The 412-nt window shown below is 67.2% G+C and carries 1 protein-coding gene; it reads right to left on the bottom strand.

Annotated features, from left to right (window positions below; translation table 11 throughout):
• Nucleotides 1-60: 60 nt before the first annotated feature.
• Nucleotides 61-412 (bottom strand): zinc-binding dehydrogenase (locus AC1DYG_RS20165; protein ID WP_477641615.1); only part of this gene is annotated, 352 nt, incomplete at its 5' end.

A 412-nucleotide genomic window follows, 5' to 3' on the forward strand; every position in this document is an offset into this window, starting at 1 on the left:
ACCCAGTATGGCCCGACCGACGCACCCGCGACCAGGGGCAGCAGCCCGGAGTCCCGGGGTCTAGAGGGTCGCGGTGTCGATCACGAAGCGGTAGCGCACGTCGCTGCGCACCACCCGGTCGAAGGCCTCGTTGATCTGGTCCGCGGCGATCACCTCGATCTCCGCACCGATCCCGTGGGCGGCACAGAAGTCCAGCATCTCCTGGGTCTGCGCGATCCCACCGACCATCGACCCGGCCAGGCTGCGCCGGTTGGCCGCCAGCGAGAATCCGCGCACCTCGATCGGCTTCTCCGGCAGCCCGAGCTCGACGAGTGCACCGTTGACTGCGAGCAGCGACATGTAGGCGTCCATGTCGAGGTTCACCGACACGGTGTTGAGGATCAGGTCGAACCGCGAGCGGAGTTCCTTGAAC

This window comes from Pedococcus sp. P1_H8 (assembly GCF_056405175.1).